At 63.0% G+C, this 17,549-nt stretch carries 14 protein-coding genes; 5 read left to right on the top strand and 9 right to left on the bottom strand.

Going from position 1 to position 17,549, the window contains the following annotated elements:
- The 4 genes from DVB37_RS07650 to tldD form a co-directional block, all read right to left on the bottom strand.
- Positions 1-1,500, bottom strand: a complete 1,500-nt coding sequence (locus DVB37_RS07650; RefSeq protein WP_046805535.1) for an FAD-linked oxidase C-terminal domain-containing protein — start codon at positions 1,498-1,500, stop codon at positions 1-3.
- A 171-nt stretch (positions 1,501-1,671) separates the two neighbouring features.
- Positions 1,672-3,081 (bottom strand): FAD-binding oxidoreductase, encoded by a 1,410-nt coding sequence (locus tag DVB37_RS07645; RefSeq protein ID WP_104143232.1) that lies wholly within the window; start codon positions 3,079-3,081, stop codon positions 1,672-1,674.
- Positions 3,082-3,211: 130 nt separating this feature from the next.
- Positions 3,212-4,285, bottom strand: a complete 1,074-nt coding sequence (gene aroG / locus DVB37_RS07640; RefSeq protein WP_046805537.1) for a 3-deoxy-7-phosphoheptulonate synthase AroG — start codon at positions 4,283-4,285, stop codon at positions 3,212-3,214.
- 277 nt (positions 4,286-4,562) lie between these two features.
- Positions 4,563-6,023, bottom strand: a complete 1,461-nt coding sequence (gene tldD, locus DVB37_RS07635) for a metalloprotease TldD (protein WP_006218381.1) — start codon at positions 6,021-6,023, stop codon at positions 4,563-4,565.
- An 812-nt stretch (positions 6,024-6,835) separates the two neighbouring features.
- Here tldD and DVB37_RS07630 point away from each other — a divergent pair.
- Complete coding sequence (locus DVB37_RS07630) at positions 6,836-7,219, top strand: H-NS family nucleoid-associated regulatory protein (RefSeq protein WP_104143230.1); 384 nt, start codon at positions 6,836-6,838, stop codon at positions 7,217-7,219.
- An 87-nt stretch (positions 7,220-7,306) separates the two neighbouring features.
- Here DVB37_RS07630 and DVB37_RS07625 read toward each other — a convergent pair whose 3' ends face one another.
- Positions 7,307-7,954, bottom strand: coding sequence for a DUF4136 domain-containing protein (locus DVB37_RS07625; protein ID WP_104143229.1), 648 nt, complete (start codon positions 7,952-7,954; stop codon positions 7,307-7,309).
- A 150-nt stretch (positions 7,955-8,104) separates the two neighbouring features.
- Between DVB37_RS07625 and pepN the strand changes: the two genes are divergently transcribed.
- Together pepN and DVB37_RS07615 are read left to right on the top strand one after the other, a co-directional pair.
- Positions 8,105-10,810: an aminopeptidase N gene (gene pepN / locus DVB37_RS07620; RefSeq protein WP_120154504.1), complete on the top strand. Its 2,706-nt coding sequence runs from the start codon at positions 8,105-8,107 to the stop codon at positions 10,808-10,810.
- Positions 10,811-10,820: 10 nt separating this feature from the next.
- Complete coding sequence (locus DVB37_RS07615) at positions 10,821-11,840, top strand: class 1 fructose-bisphosphatase (RefSeq protein ID WP_104143226.1); 1,020 nt, start codon at positions 10,821-10,823, stop codon at positions 11,838-11,840.
- 86 nt (positions 11,841-11,926) lie between these two features.
- Here the strand turns inward: DVB37_RS07615 and DVB37_RS07610 are convergent, their stop codons facing one another.
- From DVB37_RS07610 to alaC, 4 genes are all read right to left on the bottom strand, one after another.
- Positions 11,927-12,148 carry a YgdI/YgdR family lipoprotein gene (locus DVB37_RS07610; protein WP_046805542.1) on the bottom strand — a complete coding sequence of 74 codons (222 nt, stop codon included), beginning with the start codon at positions 12,146-12,148 and terminating at the stop codon, positions 11,927-11,929.
- Positions 12,149-12,343: 195 nt separating this feature from the next.
- The gene (gene thrC / locus DVB37_RS07605) at positions 12,344-13,753 is read right to left on the bottom strand and encodes a threonine synthase (protein WP_104143224.1); all 1,410 of its coding nucleotides are present in this window, start codon (positions 13,751-13,753) and stop codon (positions 12,344-12,346) included.
- Positions 13,750-15,054, bottom strand: coding sequence for a homoserine dehydrogenase (locus DVB37_RS07600; RefSeq protein WP_120157409.1), 1,305 nt, complete (start codon positions 15,052-15,054; stop codon positions 13,750-13,752). Before DVB37_RS07600 ends, thrC begins: the two co-directional genes overlap by 4 nt.
- Positions 15,055-15,101: 47 nt before the next feature.
- Entirely contained in the window at positions 15,102-16,289 is a 1,188-nt protein-coding gene (gene alaC, locus DVB37_RS07595; RefSeq protein ID WP_120154502.1) for an alanine transaminase, read from the bottom strand.
- A gap of 328 nt (positions 16,290-16,617) precedes the next feature.
- Between alaC and DVB37_RS07590 the strand changes: the two genes are divergently transcribed.
- Together DVB37_RS07590 and DVB37_RS07585 are read left to right on the top strand one after the other, a co-directional pair.
- Positions 16,618-17,079 (top strand): Mth938-like domain-containing protein, encoded by a 462-nt coding sequence (locus DVB37_RS07590; RefSeq protein WP_046805544.1) that lies wholly within the window; start codon positions 16,618-16,620, stop codon positions 17,077-17,079.
- Complete coding sequence (locus tag DVB37_RS07585) at positions 17,076-17,540, top strand: peroxiredoxin (protein WP_046805545.1); 465 nt, start codon at positions 17,076-17,078, stop codon at positions 17,538-17,540. Before DVB37_RS07590 ends, DVB37_RS07585 begins: the two co-directional genes overlap by 4 nt.
- The last annotated feature ends 9 nt before the right edge of the window (positions 17,541-17,549 follow it).

Below are 17,549 nucleotides of genomic sequence, written 5' to 3'. Positions count from 1 at the left end.
CTAGAAACGGGCGAGATCGGGGAACCGCAACTCGCCCGCATGGACGTGCATCTTGCCGTATTCGGCGCAGCGGGCCAGCGTGGGAATGACTTTTTCAGGATTCAGCAGGCACGGCGGGTCGAACGCCCGCTTGACCGCCAGGAACGCGTCGAGTTCTTCGCGAGAGAATTGCACGCACATTTGATTGATTTTCTCCATACCCACACCGTGCTCTCCGGTCACGGTGCCTCCTACCTGCACGCACAGCTCAAGAATCGCGGCGCCGAATTTCTCGGCGCGCTCGACCTCGTCCGGCTTGTTCGAATCGAACAGAATCAGCGGATGCAGGTTGCCGTCTCCTGCATGAAAAACGTTGGCGCATCGCAAGCCGAATTCGTCTTCCATTTGCTCGATGGCGCCCAGCACCCGCGCCAAGTGGCGACGCGGAATCGTGCCGTCCATGCAGTAATAATCAGGCGATACGCGGCCGGCCGCCGGAAACGCATTCTTGCGTCCCGCCCAGAACTTCAAGCGCTCGGCTTCCGACGTGGACACTTGGCAACGCGTTGCACCGGCATCGCGAAACACCGCTTCCATCCGCGCGATTTCGTGGGCGACCTCGTCAGGGGTGCCGTCCGATTCGCACAGCAGGATGGCTTGCGCATCCAGATCGTAGCCGGCGCACACAAAGGGTTCGACCATATGCGTGGCGCGGCGATCCATCATCTCGAGCCCAGCAGGAATCATGCCCGCCGCAATGACCTGCGTGACCGCATTGCCGGCCGCCTCGACGCTCGAAAAGCTGGCCATCACCACCTGCGCGCAAGCGGGCTTGGGGATGAGCTTTACCGTCACTTCGGTGACCACGCCCAACATGCCTTCTGATCCGATGAAGACAGACAGCAGATCCAGCCCGGGTGCATCGGGCGCCTCGGAGCCCAGCTCGACGATGTCGCCGTCAATGGTGACGACCCGCACGCGCAACACGTTGTGCACGGTCAGGCCGTACTTCAGGCAATGCACGCCACCGGAATTCTCGGCCACGTTGCCGCCGATGGAACAGGCGATCTGGCTGGACGGATCGGGCGCGTAATAAAGGCCATAGGGCGAGGCCGCTTCGGAAATGGCCAGGTTGCGCACGCCGGGCTGCACGATGGCGGTGGCGCTAGCCAGGTCGATATGCTTGATGCGATTGAATTTGGACAAGCCAAGCAGCACGCCCTGGCTATGCGGCATGGCGCCGCCAGACAAGCCCGTGCCCGCGCCGCGCGCCACCAGCGGCGCATTCAGCCGCTTGCAGATCCGCATGACGGCTTGCACTTGTTCTTCGGTTTCAGGCAGGGCCACCACGGCCGGCAGCGCGCGATACAACGACAGGCCGTCGCACTCGTAGGGACGGGTATCTTCTTCGCGGAACAATACGCAGTGCGCGGGCAACGCGGCCGACAACGCCTCGATGAGCTGCTGCAAAGAATAAGGCGCCTGCACTTGTGCCAGGCCGGTTTCGACCAGTGAATTCATGAGCGCAACAATAGCGCGAGCGCACTATGAAAACAGGCCGGGATTTACCCGCATCCATGGGATAAACGCCGTGCCCGACTCGTAACCAGCAGTAATTGCGCGCGGTGCACGCGTAAAAAAGCCGACGGCAATACCGTCGGCTTCAGCAAGGCGCGCGGCCCGCTTGATGTCTTACCAGGACACGATCTTGCCGGGATTCAGAATGTTGTTCGGATCAAACGCGTGCTTCAGGCTACGCATCAGATCCAGCGCATCGTCGCCATGCTCTTCCGCCATGAATTGCATTTTGTGCAAGCCCACGCCATGTTCGCCGGTGCAGGTGCCGTCCGCCGCAATCGCACGGCGAACCAGGTTGTGGTTGATCGTTTCCGACTCTTCCCATTCCTTCGGATTGTCGGCGTCCAGCAGCATCAATACGTGGAAATTGCCGTCGCCCACGTGGCCGACGATGGTATACGGGAAACTGGCGCGTTCCAATTCTTCGACGGTGTCGCGCACGCAATCGGCCAGGCGCGAAATCGGCACGCACACGTCGGTGGTGCTGGCGCGGCAGCCGGGACGCAATTGCAGGCCCGCAAAGTAGGCATTGTGGCGCGCCGTCCACAGGCGGCTGCGGTCTTCGGGGCGCTCGGCCCATTCGAAGTCCATGCCGCCATGTTCGGCGGTAATCGCCTGCACGGTTTCGGCCTGTTCCTGCACGCCGGCCGGGCTGCCATGGAATTCAAACACCAGCAGCGGCGTTTCGCGCAGGCTCAGCTTGCTGTATTGGTTGACCGACCGCACGCTGGCGGCGTCCATGAATTCCACGCGCGCGATCGGCACGCCCATCTGGATGATTTCAATCACGCTTTGCACGGCGGCGTCCAGCGTGGGGAAGTTGCAGACGGCCGCCGACACGGCTTCGGGCTGCGGGTACAACCGCACGGTGACTTCGGTGATGATGCCCAGCGTGCCTTCGCTACCGACGAAGATGCGCGTCAGGTCGTAGCCTGCCGACGATTTGCGCGCGCGGCCGGCCGTGCGGATGATGCGGCCATCGGCCGTCACGACGGTCAACGACATGACGTTTTCGCGCATGGTGCCGTAGCGCACGGCGTTGGTGCCGGAGGCGCGCGTGGCGGCCATGCCGCCCAGGCTGGCGTCGGCGCCCGGGTCGATCGGGAAGAACAAGCCGGTGCTGCGGATCTCTTCGTTCAACTGCTTGCGCAGGACGCCGGCCTGTACGGTGGCGGTCAGGTCTTCGGCGTTGATCGCCAACACCTTGTTCATCTGCGACAGGTCCAGGCTGATGCCGCCCTGGATCGCCAGGATGTGGCCTTCCAGCGACGAGCCGGCGCCATAGGGAATCAACGGAACACGGTGTTCGTTGCACAGCTTGGCCACCGCGGCCACGTCTTCCGTGCTGTGCGCGAAGACCACGGCGTCGGGCAGCATGGCGGGATACGGGGACTCGTCGCGGCCGTGATGCTCGCACACGGCCGAGGATTCAGACAGGCGGTCGCCAAAGCGCGCGCGCAAGGCGTCCAGACAGGCGGCCGGCACCGGACGGCGCAACGTTTCAGCGTGCAAGGGAGCATTCATGATCAGCGTGTTCTCGGGGAATTCGCGGCGAGCGCGGGTTCGTTAATCCGAATATTCTACGCCGCCACGCATGCTGCGCCGCAAACCGCCCCAGGAAGACGGCGTGCGGCGCGCCGGCGTGACCGGCCGCTTACTTGCCCGAGGTCAGCGCAACGCGGCGGCGTTCGCGCACCGCGTGCGCCAGGCGCTCCAGCACGGCAACCGACGCGTCCCAGTCGATGCAGCCGTCGGTAATGCTCTGGCCGTACACGAGCGGCTTGCCCGGCACCATGTCCTGGCGCCCGCCCAACAGGTGGCTTTCCACCATGACGCCGATCAGCCGCGCGTCGCCCGCTTCCATCTGGCGCGCCACGTCGTCGATGACGCGGGGTTGGTTTTCGGGGTCTTTGCTGCTGTTGGCGTGGCTGGCGTCCACCATGATGCGCTGCGCCAGGCCGGCCTTGGACACGTCCTGGCAGGCGGCGTCAACGCTGGCCGCGTCGTAGTTCGGCGTCTTGCCGCCGCGCAGGATGACGTGGCAGTCCTCGTTGCCGGCGGTGGACACAATCGCGGAATGCCCGCCCTTGGTCACCGACAGGAAGTGGTGCGGCTGCGACGCAGCCTTGATCGCGTCGACCGCGATCTTCACATTGCCGTCCGTGCCGTTCTTGAACCCCACCGGACACGACAAGCCGGACGCCAGTTCGCGGTGCACCTGGCTTTCCGTCGTGCGTGCCCCGATCGCCCCCCAGGAGACCAGATCCGCGATGTACTGCGGCGTAATCATGTCCAGGAACTCGCAACCGGCCGGCAACCCCAGGCTGTTGATATCCAGCAGCAGTTCACGGGCCACGCGCACGCCCTTGTTGATGTCGAAGCTGCCGTCCAGATCCGGATCGTTGATCAGGCCCTTCCAGCCCACCGTGGTGCGAGGCTTTTCGAAATACACGCGCATCACGATTTCCAGATCGGCGCTCAGGCGGTCACGCACCGGCTTCAGACGCTTCGCGTATTCAATGGCGGCGCGCGTGTCGTGAATCGAGCAGGGGCCGATCACGACGATCATGCGGTCGTCCATGCCGTGCAGGATGCGGTGCATGCCCTGGCGGGCAGCGAACACGGTGTCGCCCGCCTCCTTGGTGCATGCAAACTCGCGCATCACGTGCGCGGGCGGATTCAGTTCCTTGATTTCTCGGATGCGAAGGTCGTCGGTATTGTGTGACACGGTACTGCTCCTGGGTTGCCCGCCAACGGGTCCATCTCCGATCGGTGGTTTCCGATCCCGGCGGCACAAAAAAAGCCGCCAGTTCGCTGGCGGCTTTTTGGGGGGATTCTTTCCAAACTTCAGATTGAGTGCGTCCCTTCCTCCGCCAGCGGCTTCAGAAAACCATAAAAATAAAAGGTAAAGGCGGGGGACGCGAATTTCATGGGAAATGACTCTAGCACAAAACATTCGGGCCGTCACATCGTTTTTTGGCGACGGTGGCGGCCCGATCTGACGTTCAGGCGGTACCGCCCACGGTCAGCCCTTCCATGCGCACGGTCGGCATGCCCACGCCCACCGGCACGCTCTGGCCGTCCTTGCCGCAAGTACCCACGCCGGAATCCAGCTGAAGATCGTTGCCGATCATGGTGACGCGGGTCATGGCGTCAGGGCCGTTGCCGATCAGCGTGGCGCCCTTGACCGGGTAGGTCACCTTGCCGTCTTCGATCATGTAGGCCTCGGATGCCGAGAACACGAACTTGCCGCTGGTGATGTCCACCTGGCCCCCGCCGAAATTGACGGCGTACAGGCCGCGCTTGACCGACGACACGATTTCTTCAGCAGGCTTGTCGCCGGCCAGCATGTACGTGTTGGTCATGCGCGGCATCGGCAGGTGCGCAAACGATTCGCGGCGGCCGTTGCCGGTGGCGGCGGTTTTCATCAGACGCGCGTTCAGCGTGTCTTGCATGTAGCCGCGCAGGATGCCGTCTTCGATCAGCACGTTGCGCTGGGTGGCATTGCCTTCATCGTCGATGTTGAGCGAACCGCGGCGATCGGGCAGCGTGCCGTCGTCGACCACGGTGACGCCCTTGGATGCCACGCGTTCGCCGATGCGGCCGGAAAACACGCTGGAGCCCTTGCGGTTGAAGTCGCCTTCCAGCCCGTGGCCCACCGCCTCGTGCAGCAGGATGCCGGGCCAGCCGGACCCCAGCACCACCGTCATCTCGCCGGCGGGCGCCGGGCGCGCTTCCAGGTTGACCATGGCTTCATGCACGGCACGTTCGACATAGCCTTGCAGCATTTCGTCCGTGAAGTAGGCAAGCCCCAAGCGTCCACCGCCCCCGGCATGGCCCATTTCGCGGCGGCCGTTGCGTTCGGCGATCACGGTCAGCGACAGGCGCACCAGCGGGCGCACGTCGGCGGCCAGACGGCCATCGCTGCCGGCCACCAGCACGACGTCATATTCGGCACCCAGACCGGCCATCACCTGGATGACATGCGGGTCGCGTGCACGCGCCATGCGCTCGATGCGTTCCAGCAGCGCCACCTTTTCCGGCGCGCTCAGCGTGGCGACGGGGTCGATGTCGGCGTACAGGCTGCGGCCCATTTCGGCTTCGACCTGAGCGGCCACCTTGACCTTGCCGGCGCCGCGCCGGGCAATGCCGCGCACGGCGTGGGCAGACGACAGCAGCGCGTCGGCCGACAGGGAATCGGAATAGGCAAAGGCGGTTTTCTCGCCGCTGACGGCACGCACGCCGACGCCCTGGCTGATGGAAAAGCTGCCGGTCTTGACGATGCCCTCTTCCAGACTCCATCCCTCGCTGCGCGTGTACTGAAAGTACAGGTCGGCGTAATCGACCTTGTGGGTGAAGATCTCACCCAGGGCACGCGCCATATCCGCTTCGGTCAGGCCCCAGGGGTCAAGCAAAAGCGATTTGGCGGTGGCAAGGGAAGCAATAGCGGGATCAGTGATTTTCATAGGCTCTATTCAGGGGGCATCGGCGCGGCACGGGCGCACGCGTTGCGTGGATGCACAAGACCGTATCGTACCGCTGACCGGCCCCCCTCGTCCCGACTTTGGCAAGGCGGCCACTGCCGAGGGGTGAAAGATTATTCACGCGTGAATAAATATGGGGACATCGAATGAAGTATCAAGTTAAGCAAAACAACTAAATATTGTTTCACCACATAACAGTTGGGGAGCCGCTCCGGAACGCGGTTGAACGACTCCTAGGCTCTTGGCATACAAGAGTGAGAAATACCCAGGATTGGTCTGACAAGCGCTGATCAAAATGCGGAAACTCGGCCCGGAAGACACCCTAATTCACCATATCAATCCGCTGAGCGGGCAATGCCAAAATGCATGGCGGCCGCATCGAGGCAACGAAAGTGTCAATTCGGTCACCCTCCTTGGCTCATAAATCGGGGCTGGCATGGCCCGGCTTTAAATCGTCCACGACCAACAACATAAACTCGGCGAAGGCTGTCACAAAACGCGATTCTTTCGCTAATTGAAACAAATGACGCCGGGAACAGCCCCTGTTTGCGGGATTCGTCCGCCTTGTGAACCCAATTCGCGTCTGTTTCAAATCGTCCTAAATTTGGGAATATCCTTCCCAAAACTTGTTCCTGCCCGAGGGCCGCATACCGTCAGGCCTTGCGGCTCTTTTGATACAAAGTAATTAGCTCGAAAATAGAGAAGTCAAGCCGCAACTTATGTATTATGCGAAGCACAACAATTAAACATTACTTCGCCGGCGATTAAAGCAGTTCCATAATCAGGAATAAACCATGGCCCGAGAAACATACGCAGCTCTGCAAGCAAAGATCGAGAAGGAAATCAACAAGCTTCAAAAGAAGGCGGAAGTCCTCCAAACGAAGCGTCGCAAGCCCGTGATCACCTCCATCATCACGTCCATGCGCGAATACGACATCACCCCGGAAGAAATCATTGCGGCATACGGTTCGGGCAAGCCCGCGCGCGTGGCCCCCGGTGGCCGACGCAAGGCTGGCGCGGCGGCACGCCCCGCCACCGCCGCCAAGCGTGCCGTTGCCCCGAAGTATCGTCACCCGCAAACGGGCGAAACCTGGAGCGGCCGTGGCAAAGCCCCGCGCTGGCTCGCGGCTGAAGAAGCCGGTGGCGCGACACGCGACAGCTTTCTTATCAAAGAATAAAACCTATTCTGTAGTAAGAAATAAATCGGCGCACCAATCTGGTGCGCCGATTTATTTTGGAATTCAGCGTCGAAGCGCCGTCAGGGCTTACTGAACGGGGAACTGAATTTCGCGTTCCGCCCCATTATTCCCGGGGAAATTGTCGAATATCGCGCGTACCAGATAGGGCATCGTGCGCATGAAATCATCGCCCTGACTAAGTATGAAGGCCGTGGAACGGTAAACCTCGGCACCCCCACGTTGGGTGTCCCGAATCTTCAAGCTCAGTGTGTTGCGCTGCACCGCCATGGGCACATCGACCCATTCCGGCCCCCAGTACCCATAGGCGCCGCCCCAGGGGCGAGGCCCGTAGAAACCGCCATATCCGCCATAGCCGTAGCCGCCGTAGAAATAGGGATCGTAGGCGCGGCGCACCATTACCTGGGTCTGGCTGGTTCCATAGGTAAACGACACGTCAAAACGCCCCTTGGCGCCGGGCTGGGCTTCGACCAAACCCGTTGCACCGATGCCGGCGCGCACCATGTCCTGATAGGACTGGTATTCCAGATTATTCAGTTGATTCGGATCCGCGGCCACAAATTGGTAAGTCTGCCCTTCAACGCCGGTAGGCCATTGCTGGAACGAAGTCACCCGCGCGGAAACGGACGGCGCGGCGCAACCGGTCAGTGCCAGCGTTGCCGCCACAGCCGTTAATCCTGCCCAACGGCCCACACTGAACAACGACTTTCGGAACATTTTGCGACTCCTGTTGCGCGCGACGGCGCCATCATACTGAGCTTTGACTATGCCCACGGCAAAAAGTTTGCCGTAGCCCGCACGCCCCAGACTGCGCGCCGCGCCCACCTACTACAATAGACCCCTCGTTCAAACCAGGACTGCAACTCCATGCGCACCGACACGCCCATTACCGTTTATCGCAAGGATTACCAGCCCTACCCCTACGACATTCCCGAAGTCGCTTTGGCCTTCGATCTGGCGCCGGACGCCACCGAAGTGCGCTGCACGATGCACGTGCAACGCAAGCCCGGCGCCAGCGCCGACGCGGCCTTGATCCTGGATGGAGAAGACCTGGAACTCGTGTCGGTAGCGGTCAACGGCGCCACCCTGGACGCCGACGCCTATCACCTGTCCGAGCACAGCCTGGCCATATACGGCCTGCCCGCCGACGCCACGGTCGATGTGGTCAGCCGCTGCAATCCATCGGCCAACTCCACGCTGATGGGCTTGTATGTGTCCGGCGGCAACTTCTTCACGCAATGCGAGGCCGAGGGCTTTCGCCGCATCACGTGGTTTGCCGACCGCCCCGACGTGATGTCGCGCTACCGCGTGACGCTGCGGGCGCAGCCGCAATACCCCGTGCTGCTGTCCAACGGCAACCTGATGGCATCGCGCCAGTTGCCCGACGGCCGCAACGAAGTCGAATGGGAAGACCCGTTCCCCAAGCCTTGCTATCTGTTTGCGTTGGTGGCCGGCAACCTGACGCACCGTGAAACCACCGTCAAGACGGCCAGCGGCCGCGACGTGCTGCTTCAGGTCTACAGCGACCCCGGCTCTGAAACCAAGACCGAATGGGCGCTTGATTCGTTGGTGCGCGCCCTGCGCTGGGATGAAACCCGCTTCGGCCTGGAATTGGATCTGGACCGCTTCATGATCGTCGCCGTCCATGACTTCAACATGGGCGCGATGGAAAACAAGGGCTTGAATATCTTCAACGCCGCCTACGTGCTGGCCGACGCCGACAGCGCCACCGACGCCAACTACGAAGGCATCGAATCCGTCATCGGCCATGAATACTTTCACAACTGGACCGGCAACCGCGTCACCTGCCGCGATTGGTTCCAGCTGAGCCTGAAAGAAGGGCTGACCGTTTTCCGCGACCAGGAATTCAGCGCCGACATGATGGCGCACGACATGGATGCCGCCGCCGCCACCAGCGCGCGCGCCGTCAAGCGTATCGATGACGTGGTGGCCCTGCGCGCCGCGCAGTTTCCGGAAGATGCCGGCCCCATGGCCCACCCCATCCGCCCCGAGAGCTACCAGGAAATCGGCAACTTCTATACGGCAACCGTGTACGAGAAAGGCGCCGAAGTCATCCGCATGCAGCACACGCTGCTGGGCGAGGAAGGCTTCCGCGCCGGCATGGACGAGTACTTTCGCCGCCACGACGGCCAGGCCGTCACCTGCGACGACTTTGTCGACGCCATGGAATCGGTCTATGTGCGCCAGCACCCGGGCCGCGACCTGTCGGTGTTCCGCCGCTGGTACCGCCAGGCCGGCACGCCGCGCGTGGCCGTCACGCTTGAACACGACGCCGCCACCCGCCGCTGCACGGTCACGCTGACCCAGCAATGCCAGCCGGTGGGCGTCGAGAAAAAAGCCGGCGCTGACTACGTCAAGGCGCCGTACCACATCCCGTTTGCGATCGGCCTTCTGGACCAGGACGGCCGCGCGCTGCCGCTGCGTCACGACGGCGCCACCCGCGACACCGCCCTGCTGGAACTGACCACGCCCAGCCAACAATGGGTGTTCGAAGATATCGCCGAGCGGCCCGTGCCCTCGTTGCTGCGCGATTTCTCGGCCCCGGTCATCGTCGACTATGACTGGACCGACGAAGAATTGGCGCTGCTGTCCGCGCATGACACCAACCCCTTCGCCCGCTGGGAAGCCGGCCAGGAACTGGCCACGCGCCAGATCCTGGCCTTGGCCGAAGCCCGCCAGGCCGGGCGCACGCTACACGCGGACGCGGCGTTCATCAACGCCTGGCGCGCACTGCTGACCGACCCGGCCCTGGACGCCGCCTATCGCGCCCGCGCGCTGGCCCTGCCGTCCGAGAAGACGCTGGCCGAGCGCATGCAGGCGGTGGACCCGCCCGCGCTGGCTGTGGCCCGCGACTTCCTGCGCGCCGAACTCGGCCGGCAGCTGGCCACGGAATTGCGCCAGGCGTTCGATCAGAACCAGACGCCGGGCGAATACAGCCCCGCGCCGGTGCCCGCCGGCAAGCGCGCCCTGAAGAACCTGGCCTTGAGCCATCTGCTGGCGGCCGGCGAACACGACGCGCAGCGTCTGGCCGAGCATCAGTACGAGCACGCCGGCAACATGACCGACAGCATGGCCGCGCTGTCTGCCCTGATCAATTACGGCCAGGGCGACTTCCCCCAGGAAGCGCTGGCAGCGTTCTATGACAAGTGGCGCGACAACCCGCTGGTGGTGGACAAGTGGTTTGCCTTGCAGGCGGCCGCGCGTTCGACCACGGTGCATACCGCCCGCGAACTCATGACGCACCCCGCCTTCACGTTGCGCAACCCCAACCGCGCCCGCGCGCTGATTTTCCAGTTCTGCCTGAACAATGCGCGCGGCATGCACCACCCGGACGGTTCGGGTTATGCGTTCTGGGCCGAGCAGGTGTTGGCGCTGGACGCCCTGAACCCCGAAGTCGCGGCTCGGCTGGCGCGTGCGCTGGACAACTGGTCGCGCTTCGTGCCGGCCCTGCGCACGCCCATGCAGGCCGCGCTGCAACAGGTGCGCGCCCATGCGGGCTTGTCGCGCAACGTGCAGGAAATCGTATCCAAGGCTTTAGAATTCGCAGCATAGGGAGACCCTCTTGAAACGTAAAACACTTACTCAATACCTGGTGGAGCAACAACGCTCCGCCCAAGCCCTGGCGCCGGAAGTCCGGCTGCTGATCGAAGTGGTCGCGCGCGCCTGCAAGGCGATTAGCCACGCCGTCAGCAAGGGCGCGCTGGGCGGCGTCCTGGGCAGCCTGGAAAGCGAAAACGTCCAAGGCGAAGTGCAGAAGAAGCTGGACGTCCTGTCCAACGAAATCCTGCTTGAAGCCAACGAATGGGGCGGCCACCTGGCGGCCATGGCCTCGGAAGAAATGGAAACCATCCATTTGATTCCGAACCGCTACCCCAAGGGCGAATACCTGCTGTTGTTCGATCCCCTGGATGGCTCGTCCAACATCGACGTCAACGTCTCCATCGGCACCATCTTCTCGGTGCTGCAGGCCCCGCACAACGTGTCGGGCGCTCCGGTCTGCGAAGACGATTTCCTGCAACCCGGCAACAAGCAGGTCGTGGCCGGCTATGCCGTCTATGGCCCGCAGACCATGCTGGTGCTGACCATCGGCAATGGCGTGGTCGGCTTCACGCTGGACCGCGAAATGGGCTCGTGGGTGCTCACGCACGAGAACATCCAGGTGCCGGAAGACACCAAGGAATTCGCCATCAACATGTCGAATAGCCGCCACTGGGCACCGCCCGTGAAGCGCTACGTCGACGACTGCCTGGCCGGCGCCACGGGCCCCTTGGGCAAGGACTACAACATGCGCTGGATCGCCTCGATGGTGGCGGACGTGCATCGCATCCTGACCCGTGGCGGCATCTTCATGTACCCCTGGGATGCGCGCGAACCCGGCAAGGCCGGCAAGCTGCGCCTGATGTATGAAGCCAACCCGATGAGCTTCCTGGTCGAACAGGCCGGCGGCGCCGCGATCAACGGCGTCCAGCGCATCATGGACATCCAGCCGGACAAGCTGCACCAGCGCGTCAGCGTGATCCTGGGCTCGAAGAACGAAGTCGAGCGCGTGGGCCGCTATCACGCCGAGGAAGCGGCGAAGTAATGCCGCGCTGAAAAGCAAAACGCTGAAAAGCAAAAAGCCCCTTGATGCTCAAGGGGCTTTTTTTATTGCGCGCGGCGCAACGGCGGTCACTTGACCTCTTCGATGGACTTTACGTCGTCCTTGTTGATCTGGACTTTCTTGCCGTCCTTGTCGTATTCATACATGCCGGACTTTTTGTCATAAGACGGCGAATCGGGCGTCACGGTCGAGCTACCGTCCCGTTGCTGAATGACCGAGGGCGACGAGCATCCGGCCAGCACCCCAACTCCGGTCACCACCAGGGCCAACGTCATGGTCTTCAGGTTCATGGGCGTGTTCTCCAAGTGTGAATAGGTGATTCCACTGTATCGGGAACCTGGCCCCGATATCGTGTCGGGTTGTCGGCAAATTGAGAAAAAACGTAAACCCCGCAACCCACATCGTAAAAAAACCCCTCACGGGCAAGCCTGTGAGGGGTTTTACGCTTACACAAACCGCAAGCCGTTACAGGTCAGCGCACGGGCTCAGACCTTGGCGTTGGCCTCGATGAAGCGGCGCACCTCGGCCATCGTGCAGTCCATCACCTGTACGCGCTGCGGCAGCGACTCCAGGTTGGCCAGGTTGCCCGGCGGCGTGGCCGGACGGCCCAGCGCTTCTTCGATGGTTTCGGAAAACTTTGCCGGCAAGGCCGTCTCCAGCACCAGCATCGGCACCCCGGGCTCAACGAAGTCGCGCGCCACTTTCACGCCATCGGCGGTGTGCGGATCGACCAGCACGCCGGTCTCGTCGTACAGCGAACGGATGGTGGCCAGGCGCGCCTCGTGCGAGCTTTGGCCGGACACGAAGCCGTAGCGCGATTCGAACTGCGGCTTCAGGTCGGACAGGTCGAACGAGCCCTCTTGCGCCAAGGTGGTCCACAGCGCCTTCACGCGGGAGGCGTCGCGGCCCACCAGATCGAAGACGAAGCGTTCGAAGTTGGACGCGCGCGAAATATCCATCGACGGGCTGGACGTGGCGTACGTCTGCTCGGCCGGACGCGGACGGTAGATACCCGTACGGAAAAACTCTTCCAGCACGTTGTTCTCGTTCGTGGCCAGTACCAGGCGGCGCACCGGCAAGCCCATGCTGCGCGCGATGTGACCCGACAGGATGTTGCCGAAGTTGCCCGACGGCACCGCGAACGAGACCTGCTGGCCCGGCTTGTCGGTGGCGCGCAACCAGCCGTGGAAGTAATACACGACCTGGGCGGCGATGCGCGCCCAGTTGATCGAGTTAACGGCGCCCAGACGGTACTTGGTCTTGAAAGCCAGGTCGCTGGCCAGCGCCTTGACGATGTCCTGCGCTTCGTCGAACACGCCGCGCACGGCGATGTTGTGGATGTTCTCGTCTTGCAGCGAATACATCTGTGCGCGCTGGAAAGCGCTCATGCGGCCATGCGGCGACAGCATGAACACGGCCACGCCCTGCTTGCCGCGCAACGCGTATTCGGCCGCCGAGCCCGTGTCGCCCGAGGTCGCGCCCAGGATGTTCAAGGTGGTGCCGCGCTTGGCCAGCGTGTATTCAAAGACCTGGCCCAGGAACTGCATGGCCATGTCCTTGAACGCCAACGTCGGGCCTTCGGACAAGCCCAGTAGCGACAAGCCGCCGTCCAGCGGACGCAGCGGCACGATGTCTTCGCTGTTGAAGATCTCTTGCGTGTACGCCGCGCGCGTCAGGCGGCGCAGGTCGTCGGCCGGAATGTCGGTGGCAAACAGCGACAGCACTTCAAACGCCAGGTCGGCGTAGGACAAGCCGCGCCACGATTCCAGCGTTTGCTCGGAGACCTGGGGCAGTTGTTCCGGCACGGCCAGGCCGCCGTCGGGGGCCAGGCCTTCCAGCAGGATGTCGGAAAAGGGCTGGGCGGCCATGCCGCCTCGGGTCGAGACGTATTTCATGTCAGGTTCTCCACGCGCAAACGGGTGACCTTGGACCGCACGAACGGCATCTCCTCGATGCGCTCGATGGCCTGATTGATGTTGCCTTCCACGGCTTCATGCGTCAGGAAGATAATGTCGGCGCCGCCGATGTGCGAGGGCTGCTGAATCATCGAACCGATCGAGATCGAGCGGTCGGCCAGGATGCGGGCGATGTCCGCCAACACGCCCGGCTGGTCGTCCACGCGCAGGCGCAGGTAGTACGACGTGCTGACGAGTTCGATCGGCAGGATCGGCGTGTCCGACATGGCATCCGGCTGGAACGCCAGGTGCGGCACGCGGTTGCCCGGATCGGCGGTGTGCAGGCGCGTCACGTCGACCAGGTCGGCCACCACGGCGGATGCGGTGGGCTCTTCGCCCGCGCCCTGACCGTAATACAGCGTGGGGCCAACGGCATCGCCCTTGACCAGCACGGCGTTCATCGCGCCTTCGACATTGGCCAGCAGGCGCTCGGACGGCACCAGCGCGGGATGCACGCGCAGTTCAATGCCGTCGGGGCGACGCTTGGTCACGCCCAGCAGCTTGATGCGGTAGCCCAGGCGCTCGGCATGTTCGATGTCTTCGGCGGCCAGCTGCGAGATGCCTTCGATGTAGGCGCGGTCAAACTGCACCGGCACGCCAAAGGCCAGCGAGGCCAGCAGCGTCAGCTTGTGCGCGGCGTCCACGCCTTCCACGTCGAAGGTGGGATCGGCTTCGGCGTAGCCCAGGCGCTGGGCTTCGGCCAGCACGTCGGCGAACGGCAGCCCGCGCGAGCGCATTTCCGACAGGATGAAGTTCGTGGTGCCGTTGATGATGCCCGCCACCCACTGGATGCGGTTGGCAGTCAGGCCCTCGCGGATCGCCTTGATGATGGGGATGCCGCCGGCCACCGCGGCTTCGAACGTGACCATGACGCCGCGCTCGTAGGCGGCGGCGAAGATCTCGTTGCCGTGCTTGGCCAGCAGCGCCTTGTTGGCGGTGACGACGTGCTTGCCGTTGGCGATGGCTTCCATCACCAGTTCCAGCGCCAGCGTGTCGCCGCCGATCAGTTCAACAACGATGTCGATTTCCGGGTCGCGCACCAGCGCGTGCACATCGGTATCAACCAGGATCGAGTCGCCCACGCGGGCGCGCGCCTTGGCCACGTCGCGCACGGCGGCGCGGGTGACTTCGATGCGGCGGCCGGCGCGGCGGGCGATTTCTTCCGCGTTGCGCGACAGCACGGTCCATGTGCCTCCGCCAACAACGCCAAGACCAAGCAGGCCCACCTTCATGGGACGCATCGCGCCGCCCTCGGGGGCGTGCGCGGCGGGTGAGCGTTCAGGGGTATTCATTTCAGCAATCCGTCCTTGCGGAACATATCTTTGATGCCGCGCACCGCTTGGCGGGTGCGCTGCTCGTTTTCGATAAGAGCGAAGCGTACGTAGTCGTCGCCATACTCGCCGAAGCCGATCCCGGGGGACACGGCCACTTTCGCATCCGACAGGACACGCTTGGCAAATTCCAAAGAGCCCATCGCCCGGTAGGGCTCGGGGATCTGCGCCCAGATATACATGGACGCCTTGGGAATTTCCACATTCCAACCTGCTTCGTGCAGGCCGCGCACGAGCACGTCGCGGCGGCTTTGGTATTGGGCCACGATCTCGCTCACGCAATCCTGCGGGCCGTCCAGGGCGGCAATCGACGCCACCTGGATCGGCGTGAACGTGCCGTAGTCGTGATAGCTCTTGATGCGCGCCAGCGCGCTGACCAGCTCGCGGTTGCCCACCATGTAGCCGATGCGCCAGCCCGCCATGTTGTAGCTTTTGCTCATCGTGAAGAACTCGACGGCGACATCGCGCGCGCCGGGCACCTGCATGATGGACGGCGCGACATAGCCGTCAAAGGTGATGTCGGCGTAGGCCAGATCATGCACCACCAGGATGTCGTGTTCCTTGGCTAGCGCCACCACGCGTTCGAAGAACGACAGGTCCACGCACTGCGCGGTCGGGTTGCTGGGAAAACCCAGCACCATCATCTTGGGCTTCGGGATGGACTCGCGCACCGCGCGTTCCAGCTCTTCGAAGAAATCGACGCCGGGCGTCATGCGCACCGAACGGATGTTGGCGCCGGCAATCACCGCGCCGTAGATGTGGATCGGGTAGCTGGGGTTGGGCACCAGCACCGTGTCGCCGCGATCCAGCGTGGCCAGCATCAAGTGCGCCAGGCCTTCTTTGGAGCCGATGGTGACAATGGCTTCGGAATCCGGATCGAACTCGACCGCGTAGCGGCGCTGATACCAATCACAAATCGCCTTGCGCAGACGCGGAATGCCCTTGGACACGGAATAGCCGTGAGTGGTGGGACGCGAGGTGGCCTCCACCATCTTGTCGACGATGTGCTTGGGTGTGGCACCGTCCGGGTTGCCCATGGACATGTCGATGATGTCCTCGCCCCGCCGCCGCGCCGCCATCTTGAGCTCGCCAGTAATGTTGAAAACGTACGGGGGCAAACGCTCGATGCGAGAGAACTTCCTCATGATGGGAATCCTTAGGGGCGGAAAGGGCGAAAAAACCAGGGCGCGGTCGCGCGAAGGGGAAAGGGGCTTAAAGCCGCGCCAGCACACGATTGCAGCGCAGCAAAACCCTGTAATCTAGCGCAACGACGGCCATGCGGCAAATGGGGCAAAAACGGGTCCGTTTCCCCATTGAAAAGACAGGCTTTTTTTAACCTGTCCACACGCGCCAAAAACCACGTTGTTGCAAGGCAGGGAATCCGCTTATACCGTCAAGCAACGAAGCCCCCAACACTGCAACCCATGGCGAGTTTGATGCGCTATCATCAAGCCCATAAAGCCGGAGTTTTTATTGAAGCTGCATACTGATCCTGCGACGGCCGCCCTGAACACCGTGACTGCTTACGGTGAGGGGTATATCGAGGTCAACCAAGTTCGTTTTTCCTCGTCGGTCGCATTTGGCCCCGAAGGCGAAGTTACCGAATGGCCTGTTGACTCGCCGGCCGACATCACCTCTACCCTGTTGCACCAGGCGGCCGGTTTGACCGAGCCCGTCCGCGACCCGATGGCTTTTCTGGATGAACCGGAAGCCAGCCCCAGCCGCCCGGCCAATGCGCCGGAAGTCTTGCTGGTAGGCACGGGCGCCCGGCAACAGTTCCTGCGTCCCGAAGTGTTGCGTCCCCTGTTGGCCATGGGAATCGGCGTCGAGATCATGGACACGCACGCCGCCTCTCGCACCTACAACATCCTGATGGCAGAGGGCCGGCGCGTGGTCGTCGCCCTCATCCCCCCCAATGGAGATCCACAGAAATGACGCCCAGCATCGGCAAGCCCGCCCCGCAATTCACCGCGGAAAGCACGATTGGTCCGATCAGCCTGGAACAGTGCCAGGGCCGTGCCGTGATCCTGTATTTCTACCCCAAGGACAACACGCCCGGCTGCACCACCGAAAGCCAGGACTTCCGCGACCTGCACGCCGACTTCCTGGCGGCCAGCGCGGTGGTCATCGGAATCTCGCGCGACTCGCTCAAGTCGCATGAGAACTTCAAGGCCAAGTACGAACTTCCTTTCCCGCTCATCTCCGACGCCGACGAAACCGTGTGCAATCTGTTCGGCGTCATCAAGCAGAAGAATATGTATGGCAAGCAGGTGCGAGGCATCGAGCGCAGCACCTTTTTGATCGACGCCTATGGCGTGCTGGTGCAGGAGTGGCGCGGGGTGAAGGTCCCGGGCCACGCCAAGGAAGTCCTGCAGGCCGCGAAAAGTATCGGTTAGCCGTACAGG

The organism is Achromobacter sp. B7 (assembly GCF_003600685.1).
GTDB lineage: Bacteria > Pseudomonadota > Gammaproteobacteria > Burkholderiales > Burkholderiaceae_B > Achromobacter > Achromobacter spanius_B.
The sequence above is the reverse complement of the archived record's forward strand: the minus strand, read 5'-3'. Positions and strand labels throughout refer to the sequence as shown.